The 5,865-nt window shown below is 64.1% G+C and carries 6 protein-coding genes; 2 read left to right on the forward strand and 4 right to left on the reverse strand.

All coding sequences use genetic code 11. From position 1 onward, the window contains the following. The 4 genes from ACTRWG_RS22570 to ACTRWG_RS22585 all read right to left on the reverse strand — a co-directional run. Positions 1-568: cob(I)yrinic acid a,c-diamide adenosyltransferase (locus ACTRWG_RS22570; protein ID WP_462829975.1), on the reverse strand; the 568-nt coding region annotated here is incomplete at its 3' end. A gap of 6 nt (positions 569-574) precedes the next feature. Next, on the reverse strand, positions 575-778 hold the full coding sequence (locus ACTRWG_RS22575; RefSeq protein ID WP_027235555.1) for a twin transmembrane helix small protein: 204 nt from the start codon (positions 776-778) through the stop codon (positions 575-577). A gap of 74 nt (positions 779-852) precedes the next feature. Then, positions 853-1,683 (reverse strand): SDR family NAD(P)-dependent oxidoreductase, encoded by an 831-nt coding sequence (locus ACTRWG_RS22580; RefSeq protein ID WP_027235554.1) that lies wholly within the window; start codon positions 1,681-1,683, stop codon positions 853-855. 34 nt (positions 1,684-1,717) lie between these two features. Then, entirely contained in the window at positions 1,718-2,356 is a 639-nt protein-coding gene (locus ACTRWG_RS22585; protein WP_027235553.1) for an SH3 domain-containing protein, read from the reverse strand. A gap of 256 nt (positions 2,357-2,612) precedes the next feature. Here ACTRWG_RS22585 and ACTRWG_RS22590 point away from each other — a divergent pair, with 256 nt between their 5' ends. Together ACTRWG_RS22590 and ACTRWG_RS22595 are read left to right on the forward strand one after the other, a co-directional pair. Continuing rightward, a complete protein-coding gene (locus ACTRWG_RS22590) occupies positions 2,613-4,961 on the forward strand; it encodes a DNA topoisomerase IV subunit A (RefSeq protein ID WP_259968205.1) in 2,349 nt (782 codons plus the stop codon). A gap of 126 nt (positions 4,962-5,087) precedes the next feature. Next, the gene (locus tag ACTRWG_RS22595) at positions 5,088-5,687 is read left to right on the forward strand and encodes a hypothetical protein (protein ID WP_027235551.1); all 600 of its coding nucleotides are present in this window, start codon (positions 5,088-5,090) and stop codon (positions 5,685-5,687) included. The last annotated feature ends 178 nt before the right edge of the window (positions 5,688-5,865 follow it).

Genomic DNA, 5,865 nt, shown 5'->3' on the forward strand with positions numbered 1-5,865 from the left:
GGTTGGCGCCGGGAACCCACAGAACGTCGTCCTTGCCGCCGTTGTTGGCCACGCGGGCCGCGACAAAGAACCAGTCGCTGAGACGGTTCAGGTATTTCACCGCAGCCGGGTTCACGTCCTCCGCGGTGCTCAGGTCGGTGGCCAGCCGTTCGGCCCGGCGCGCCACGGTGCGGCAGACATGCAGATGCGCCGCCAGTTTGGACCCGCCCGGCAGGATAAAGCTGCGCAGCGCCTCCAGATCCTTGTTCATCACGTCGATCTCGGCCTCCAGCCGCTCGACCTGCGCCACCGCAACCCGCAGCGGCGGGTATTCGGCATCCGCGTCCTTTTCCATCTCCGGGCGGCACAGATCGGCGCCCAGGTCGAACAGATCGTTCTGAATGCGCGCCAGCGCCGCGTCCATCTCGCCGTCCGCCTCCAGCCGGGCCACCCCGACAAAGGAGTTCAGCTCATCCGAGGTGCCATAGGCGTTGACGCGGGCCGAATGCTTGGCCACGCGTTCGCCGTTGCCCAGGGCGGTTTCGCCCTTGTCGCCGGTGCGGGTGTAGATTTTGTTCAGAACGACCATTGCCAATTATCCTCCCTGGCTGCGCAGGTAGACGTAGGACAGCAAGAGCACCACTGCAATGAATTGAAACAGGATGCGCAAACGCATCATCTTGTTCGCATTGCGGCGGTTGAACGCGCCGCCCTTGCCAAAGCCGCCAATGCCGATGACCAGCGCCACAACCACAGCCGCCACGGCTGCCAGTGCCAGATAATACAGCGGATCGCTCATTCTGTCCCCCAAAGCGTATCAATTCTGTTGGCCCCATCTACCCCGCGCAAAGGCCGAAGGCGACCGCGAATCCGCTATCCGAGCCGCACCAGGATGCGGTCAATTGCCCTTGTGCTGAGGATTCGGCGCAGGACCCCGGCAATATGTGTCGGCGTGGTGACATAGTAGCGCGGCCGCGGGCGGCGGGCTTCGCAGGCATGCGCCAGCTTGGCGGTCACGGCAGAGGCCGGCAGCTCAAACCGGTCCGGGCCGCTGCTCTCATACAGCCGCTTCAGCAGCCGCGTTTCGTAAAGCTCGCGCAGCGGCGAGGATTTCCAGTCGATGAACCGCTCGAAATACGGGATCGACTTTTCCCGGATCTTCGACGTCACCGGTCCCGGCTCTATCAGCACCATGTGGATGCCGGAGCCCTGCAGCTCGACCCGCAGTGTATCGGTCAGCCCCTCCAGCGCATATTTCGTTGCCACGTAGGCGCCGCGCCAGGGAAAGGAGACAAAACCCAGGATCGAGGAATTCTGCACGATCCGCCCGTGCCCCTGTTTCCGCATCACCGGAATCACCTGCCGGGTCAGCTCATGCCAGCCAAAGAAGTTGGCCTCGAAAATCGTGCGCAGCGCATCGGTGGGCAGATCCTCCACCGCGCCGGGCAATCCGTGGGCGCCATTGTTGAACAGCGCATCCAGGGTTCCGCCGGTGGCCGCCAGCACCTCTGCCAGGCCGGAGTCGATGCTGGCCGGGTCGGTGTAGTCAATGCGCGGGCTTTCAAATCCTTCGGCCCGCATCCTGTCGCAATCGCGCTGCTGCCGGCAGGAGGCAAACACCCGCCAGCCGCGTTCCCGCATTCCGCGCGCTGCATCCAGGCCAATCCCCGAGGAGCAGCCCGTGATCAGGATGGTTTTCTTCATCAAAGCGCCCTTTGCCCGGAGTCCTCCGGTGCACTTATGGGCGTTTCTTGCTCACCAGGGAAGCGGCAATCCAGCCGACAATGCCCTTCTTCGGCGCGCGCAAATGCAGCCAGCCGGTGCCGCTGTCCTCGATCACGATGACCTCGTCGCCAGCCAAGAGCCGGGTCAGCACCGGATAGCTGGTGCCGGGCCCCTGCCGCATATTCACCCGCGACGCGCGGATTCTGCGGCGGTCGATGACCGGTTCCGGTGCAGGCTCTGCCGCCGCGGCAGAAACCACAGCAGTTTGTGCGGCAGGCGTGGCCGTGATTGCGGCCAGGCCGCCATCCAGGGACGCCAGCTGCAGCGTGCCGCCGCCGGATCCGGCGGAGAACGCGGCTTGGGTCGACGCCAGAACGCCTGAGGCACTGGCCAGCTGCGCGGCTGCCACGCGCTGCCGCAGCGCCGGATCAGCTTTGGGCCGCCGGGGCGTTGCCGCCTGCGACCGCCGCGTCAGAACAGGCTGGGCCGTCAGCGAGGCGGCAGTGATTCTAACAGGTTCCGGCGCGCTGGTGCCGGTTTTGGCAGCCGCGACCGGTTCGGGCCGCTGAGGCGGTTCAAAATCCGACCCGCCGCTCAGCTCATAAAATCCCCATCCAAGAAAGGCGAAGGACAACATAACAAATCGCGACATAACCCGGTCCCCCCAGACCATAAATAAACAGGCAAATCCAATGACCCGCAAAAGGCCGCTGCCCTGATTGCAAGAGTTGGGAAAGTAACGCGCGGCGCGGCTGCCTGGTTCCAATTTATCTAGAGCAAGTTACCGGCGAGGAAACAGGGGAGATACTGCGGTCTTCTCCCCGGCGCCCTGCAACCGGCCGGCGAAGCTGTGCGAATTTCGCGCGCGCCCGCTTTACCAATTCCGGCAGCCCAAGTATCACGATTCCATGACCGACCTGGTAGAAGACCCCGACATGCCCTCCGCCCCCGAACACGGCGAAATCCTGGAGCCGCTGCGCCGCGCCATTGGCGAGCGTTATCTGACCTATGCGCTCAGCACCATCATGCACCGGGCGCTGCCCGATGCCCGCGATGGCCTGAAACCGGTGCACAGGCGAATCCTTTACGCGATGAACCGCCTGCGGCTCAGTTCGACCGGCGGCTTCCTGAAGTCGGCCAAGATTTCCGGCGACACCATGGGCGACTTCCACCCCCACGGCGACGCCGCGATCTATGACGCGATGGCGCGCCTGGCACAGGACTTCAACGTCCGTTACCCGCTGGTCGATGGCCAGGGCAACTTCGGCAACATCGACGGCGACAACCCGGCGGCGTCGCGCTACACCGAGGCGCGGATGACCTTCGTGGCCGAGGCGATGCTGGACGGCCTGAATGAAAACGCGGTCGATTTCCGCGATAACTACGACGGGCGCCTGACGGAACCGGCGGTGCTGCCTGCGACCTTCCCGAATATTCTGGCAAACGGTGCGGCCGGCATTGCGGTGGGTATGGCCACCAATATCCCGCCGCACAACATTGCCGAGCTGATCGACGCCTGTATCCACCTGATCAAGACCCCGGATGCCCGCGACGACACCCTGCTGAACTATGTGCCGGGTCCCGATTTCCCGACCGGCGGCATCATCGTCGAACCCAAGGAAAACATCGCCAAGGCCTACAGCACCGGCCGAGGCTCCTTCCGCCTGCGCTGCAAGCATGAGGTCGAGGATCTGGGCCGCGGCCAGTGGCAGATCGTCGTCACCGAGATCCCCTATCAGGTCCAGAAGTCCAAGCTGATCGAGAAGATCGCCGAGCTGATCCAGACCAAGAAGGTGCCGATCCTCGCCGACGTGCGTGACGAATCGGCGGACGACATCCGCATCATCCTGGAACCCAAGTCCAAGAACGTGGACCCCGAGGTTCTGATGAACATGATGTTCCGCAACTCGGACCTGGAAATCCGCTTCAGCCTCAACATGAACGTGCTGATCGACGGTGTGACCCCCAAGGTCTGCTCGATGAAGGAGGTGCTGCGCGCCTTCCTCGACCACCGCCGCGACGTGCTGCAGCGCCGCTCGCGCCACCGGATGGAAAAGATCGACCACCGGCTGGAGGTGCTCGAAGGTTTCATCATCGCTTTCCTGAACCTCGACCGGGTGATCGACATCATCCGCTATGACGAGGACCCCAAGGCCGCCCTGATCCGCGAGGACTGGAGCAAGGACCACCCGCGCGCCTTCACCGAGGCGGACTACATCACCCCGGCGCAAGGCGTTGGCGAGCTGACAGAGGTGCAGGCTGAGGCGATCCTCAACATGCGCCTGCGGTCCTTGCGCAAGCTGGAAGAGATCGAACTGACCCGCGAACGCGACGCCCTGCGCGAGGAGCGCGCCGGGCTGGTAGAACTGCTGGCCTCCGAGGACCTCCAGTGGTCCCGCATTTCCGAACAGCTGAAAGAGACGAAGAAGCAGTTCGGCAAGGAATATGCAGGCGGCGCCCGCCGCACCCGCTTTGCCGAGGCCGGCGAGGTCGAAGAGGTGCCGCTGGAGGCGATGATCGACCGCGAGCCGATCACTGTGGTCTGTTCCCAGATGGGCTGGATCCGCGCCATGACCGGCCACATCGACCTGAACCGCGAGCTGAAGTTCAAGGACGGCGACGGCCCGCGCTTCGTCTTCCATGCGGAAACCACCGACCGGCTGCTGGTGTTCGGCTCCAACGGCCGTTTCTACACGCTGTCGGCGGCCAACCTGCCCGGCGGCCGCGGCATGGGCGAACCGGTGCGGCTGATGGTCGACCTGCCAAACGAGGTGGAGATCGTCGACCTGCTGATCCACAACCCGGAGGGCAGGCTGCTGGTCGCCTCCGATGCGGGCAACGGCTTTATCTGCTCCGAAAAGGACATCGTCGCCCAGACCCGCAGCGGCAAGCAGGTGCTGAACGTCAAGGACGACGAACGCGCCAAGATCTGCATCCCGGTGGAGGGCGACCATGTGGCCGTGGTCTCCGAAAACGGCAAATTCCTTGTCTTCTCGGTCGAGGAAATGCCCGAGCTGACGCGCGGCAAGGGCGTGCGCCTGCAGAAATACAACATGGCCCGCGGCAAGCAGGGCTCGCTGGAACTGGACGGCGGCCTTTCCGACATCACCACCTTCAACTGGGACGACGGGCTCAAATGGGAGATGGGCGGCGGCAAGACCCGCCACGCGGCCGACCTCAGCGAATGGCTGGGCAAGCGCGCCAGCGTCGGCAAACGCCCGCCGCACGGCTTCCCGCGGAGCTACAAGTTCAAATAGGCGGCTGATTTTCCCCAGCCCTGTGCCCCCCGCGCCACCCGCGCGGGGGTTCCTGTTTCCGGCTCTTTACCCGCTGCGCCGCGCAAGGCTATCAGGACAGGGCCAAATACCTGCAGAGGACCCCTCATGATCCGCATTTCTGCCCTGTGTGCCGCCCTGGCGCTGCTAACCGCCTGCGGTGAAACCCGCCTGGACGAAGCGCCCGAGGATCTGGGGGCGTTCCAGGCCCGGGTGACCCATGTCTACACCGAAAAGGCGCTGCAATGGCCGCTGTCGCGTGACGCGGAGCACAGCGAATGGACCGCCCCGATCGAGAATGCGCTGAACACCCGGCTGCGCCGCTACAGCGGCGGGCAGGAATACGATGTGGCGGTGACGCTCGAAGGGTTCATGCTGGCCCCGCCCGGCGTGCCGGTGCTGTTCTCGCCCAAAAGCGCGGTGGTGGTGAATGTGTTTGTCTATGACGTGGCAAACAAGAAATTCCTCGCCAAGAAGCACCAGATGGAAATCTTCGAAAGCACCACCGGCGAAAGCGCGCTGCTTGGGTCGGGCCACGCCCGCACCAAGCAGCAGCAGATCCAGGGGCTGGCGGTCAATATCGCCGACAAGGTCGAAGAATGGATGGCCGAAAACCACAAGGAGCAGGACTGGTTCGCACCGCGCCCTGCAGCGGGATCCGCAGGCGCGGCAGCACCGGATGCGGCGGAGCCGGCACCGGCCGGCTGAGCCCGGCGATTTCCGCTTCTGTCAAGCAGGAACGGGTTGATTTTTCCGCGCAAACCAAATAACCCGCCCGCGCAGAGGAAACCGGGTCAACGCTGACCCCTCATTTCAAAAGGCGCCCAAGGCATGGCTAAGGAAAAGTTTGAACGTAATAAACCGCACGTCAACATCGGCACCGTCG

Source organism: Leisingera sp. G5_S3_59_S7, from assembly GCF_054968485.1.

What these genes read in the sequence shown, in the direction of transcription:
- ACTRWG_RS22580 (WP_027235554.1), bottom strand. Translation starts at nt 1,683, where the DNA reads ATGAAGAAAACCATCCTGATCACGGGCTGCTCCTCGGGGATTGGCCTG.
- ACTRWG_RS22595 (WP_027235551.1), top strand. Translation starts at nt 5,088, where the DNA reads ATGATCCGCATTTCTGCCCTGTGTGCCGCCCTGGCGCTGCTAACCGCC.
- ACTRWG_RS22590 (WP_259968205.1), top strand. Translation starts at nt 2,613, where the DNA reads ATGACCGACCTGGTAGAAGACCCCGACATGCCCTCCGCCCCCGAACAC.
- ACTRWG_RS22585 (WP_027235553.1), bottom strand. Translation starts at nt 2,356, where the DNA reads ATGTCGCGATTTGTTATGTTGTCCTTCGCCTTTCTTGGATGGGGATTT.
- ACTRWG_RS22575 (WP_027235555.1), bottom strand. Translation starts at nt 778, where the DNA reads ATGAGCGATCCGCTGTATTATCTGGCACTGGCAGCCGTGGCGGCTGTG.